This window comes from Bacillota bacterium, from assembly GCA_024655925.1.
Classification (GTDB): domain Bacteria; phylum Bacillota; class DTU025; order DTU025; family JANLFS01; genus JANLFS01.
Genome location: JANLFS010000171.1, coordinates 1 through 3,460, shown reverse-complemented (window position 1 = coordinate 3,460; position 3,460 = coordinate 1). Strand labels below are relative to the sequence as shown.

Genomic DNA, 3,460 nt, shown 5'->3' with positions numbered 1-3,460 from the left:
TGTACAACACATCCAGGAGCTGATCAGCAGAGAGTGTCCCCCCAACCGAGGTATGCTGGACCATGCCCCGAATATCCCTGATCCCTCCGAAGGGAATTTGCTTGCCTAGGTCCAAGAGTCTCCTGGCTTCCGAGGTCTCAGCAAGGAGCTCATCGATGACGACAGTCTCCGTCCGCGGCACCAGCGCGCGTGCCCGTTCCCGGCCAAGCTCGCAAGACGCGCACTTCTCCAAGAGCTCGCGAACCTTGTGGAACTCGAGGATACGAAGAGATCGTTCATCCATCGAGAGACCCACCACCTACACTCCTCTGAAATAGTGGCCTTTGGTGATGCTACCGCCGGAGATAGCTTCGAGTTCGTGCCTGAGGGCGCCGAGTCTCTCCGGCGTCGCGCTCCGGGCTTCCCGGTACGCCTGGACCACGCGGGCCACTCTGGCCGAGTCCTCGCACCTCAGGTCGAGCCAGATTGACCCCAGCCCCATCTCCGCAAACTCGTGCACGTGCTCTACCATACACAGGTCCACGCTGTTTCTTATGTGCATCCGGCACGATGCATCGCAGAGGACTGGGAACACAGCACCAACCCGGTCCAACAGGGCATATCTGCCCCGGGTACACGGGGCGGAGCATGCCCGTTCGGACGTGCGGCCACCTAAGACGCTCCCGACTACGCACTGTTCCGACACCATGAGTTCCAGCGCCCCATGGGCGATGGCTCCAGTCCGTTGGGGCCCAATCCCGCGGGCAACTTCCCGCATCTCCTCCATGGTCAACTCACAAGACAGAACCACCATGCCGTCTCCGAGTTCGGCGAGGTCCGCCGCCATCAGGGAATTCATGCAGTTGAGGCTCCAGTCTGCCGCCACCCGTCCGCAAGCCTCCGCTGCCGCGAAGGCGAGAAGCCCCAGGTTCCCGACGAGAACCCCACGCGCCCCTGCCTCCATGGATCGCCTGATATCATCCCTGGCCGCAGGTATCTCGTGGTCCGCCACTATGCGCGCTGTGGCGAACCAGAGTTCAGATCCGTTATCCCTGCAGGCCGACACCGCCTCCGTCAAGTCCGCGAACGACATCCTCTTGCTAGGAGCGTAGGTTTCGCCGCCGACACACACAATGTCTGCCCCCGCCCGGGAAGCCGCCAGTACCCCGGCAAGGTCCGTCACCCGGGCCGCCAGGGCCATCGGCCGCCGGGCACCCTGCTTGCTGTCAGCGGTCCACGAAAAGACCGGGTTGTCCAGTATTCTGCGGGATGCATGTAAAGCAGTCTCCAGGCTGGACTGCACCTGCTCCTCCGCAACTGGAGCTCTCCTGTACTTGTCTACTCTCATCTTCGCCAGAGCGTCCACTGCGGCGCGCCTGATATCGTTGATGTCGCTGACCGGGACTATGACATCGCCCTTGAGATCCGCAGAGATGCTCTCGAGGACGAACGGCGTCGTCCCTAGCCGGCCCAGCTGTTTCCGCAAATAGTCCAAAGACAACGGTGTCCGTTCAGCGGGGACCCCCGGCACGCTGCCGGTGGCATCCGTCACGTTTCCGTCGGGGTCGGTGACTGTAAGCCTGAGAGGTTCGCCCACCGAGGCCTGGACCGCCATGGTGAGCGGGACTCGCCTGCCGGCCCCGTGGGCAAACGTATCCCGAGCGCGGGCTATCAGTGCTGCGTCTGAGGTCTTCATGACCCGGTCGCCCGGGCGCGCCGGCCCATCCAGGGGCACCCAGACCGTTTCTCCCCCCAAGGCCTCGTCGACCTGTCTGCCGTCGAGGAAGATCTTGCCTACAGTTCCTGCCGAACGGCCCCCGGTCGTGACCCATACCTCGATTCCATCCCCGACTGACAAGGGCAGCTCGAGTCTGATCCTGGCCGCCTTCCGCGATCTGTCGTAAGCTTGCACACGCCCGACCAGAACACCGCGGTTGTTGGGCCGCGTGGGACTCATCATGTCCGCACCCTGGTTCTTCTGAAGGTAACCCGTGGTGAAGCCCCTGTTGAATATGGCTTCGAGATCCTCCATCTCGCCCGGGGCGGGGCCATAAGCCTCGGGATTCTCCCGGAGCCTGTCCAGAGCCGCCCTGTAGACCCGGGTCACAGTCGCCACGTATTCAGGCCTTTTCATCCGTCCTTCCAGCTTGATCCCTCTGACGCCAGCAGCCGTTAGTTCGGCGAGCAGCGGTAGGGCGGCAAGATCCCTCGGGCTCAAAAGGTACGCCCCGGGCATCCGATGAGGAAGTGGCTTCCCCTCTGCGTTCACCAGGGTGTACTCAAGCCGGCAAGGCTGGGCGCACTTGCCTCGATTGCCGCTCCGCCCGCCTATCATGCTGCTCATCAGACATTGGCCCGAGTAGGACACGCAGAGCGCCCCGTGGGCAAACACCTCGAGGTCCAGGGAGGTGGTGCGAGCAGCCTCCGCGATCTGCCCAAGGGACAGTTCCCGTGCCAGGATAGCGCGGGTGAATCCGAGCCGCTCCAGAGCCGCGAGGCCGTCGCTGTTGTGGATGGTCATCTGAGTGCTCGCGTGCAGATCGAGCCGCGGGAAAGTATCCCTCACGATCCTGGCCACCGCCAGGTCCTGGACGATGACTGCGTCCGCGCCTTCAGAGTGGATGAAACCGAGGAACCGGGCGACTTCCGGAAGCTCAGCCTGCTTGATCAGGGTGTTCACCGTCACATAGACGCGCACCCCGCGCACGTGGCAGTATTCCAGAGCGCGGGCAAGATCATCGTCGGCGAAATTGGCCGCCCCCTGCCTCGCGTTGAACGAAGTCCCGCCCAGGTACACGGCATCTGCTCCGTTCGAGACGGCAGCCACCATTGAGTCAAAGGACCCCGCAGGGCTCAGGAGTTCAGGTATGCGCAACATGGTATTCGTCCCCACACTGCAAGAGGGTCCGGGGAAGTCCCGGACCCTCGATCGGTCTTTGGTCCCATCTCATTATACCAGACTCCGGACTGTTACGGCGTGTCGAATCCTGCCGGCTCGATCACGGCCGAAGCCGCAGCCCTGACAGCCTGGTCCCGCGCATTCTGACTCAGCCACTCCACATACCCGCGGTCAACCGCCAAAATCTCGCCGAGAGTGCGATTGGCGTACTTCCCGAACGTGATCACGACCTCGTCCGGCCCACGTTCCTCCACGAGCCCGTTTCCTTCCTCTTCGCTGGGTGTCTCCCCCAGTTCCTCCAGAGCAACCATGTCTATTCCAACCGCGTCCCGCATCGCCCTGGCCTTAGCACGCGTGGATGCCATCCGAAGAAGGTGAGGCTGGATCGATCTGGACACATTCTCCGGGGATGCATCTCCCAGCTCGCGAAAGACACCATCGTCCGTCTCGACCTCTGCCTCCACTACAGCGTACATACCGTTGTCCTTGGACGGCAGCTGCACGATGTTGGTGGAGATCCGTTTCAGTCCTGACCTTGGCGAAGGAACGAGGACTGAAACGGATCTCCACCAACATCGTGCA

General features: G+C 62.7%; 3 protein-coding genes. All 3 read right to left on the bottom strand.

Annotated features, from left to right (window positions below; all coding sequences use genetic code 11):
- Positions 1-283: endonuclease MutS2 (locus tag NUW23_15570; protein MCR4427575.1), on the bottom strand; the 283-nt coding region annotated here is incomplete at its 3' end.
- 15 nt (positions 284-298) lie between these two features.
- Positions 299-2,857, bottom strand: coding sequence for a U32 family peptidase (locus NUW23_15565; GenBank protein ID MCR4427574.1), 2,559 nt, complete (start codon positions 2,855-2,857; stop codon positions 299-301).
- Positions 2,858-2,949: 92 nt separating this feature from the next.
- On the bottom strand, positions 2,950-3,460 hold a 511-nt coding region (locus NUW23_15560; protein ID MCR4427573.1), incomplete at its 5' end, for a hypothetical protein.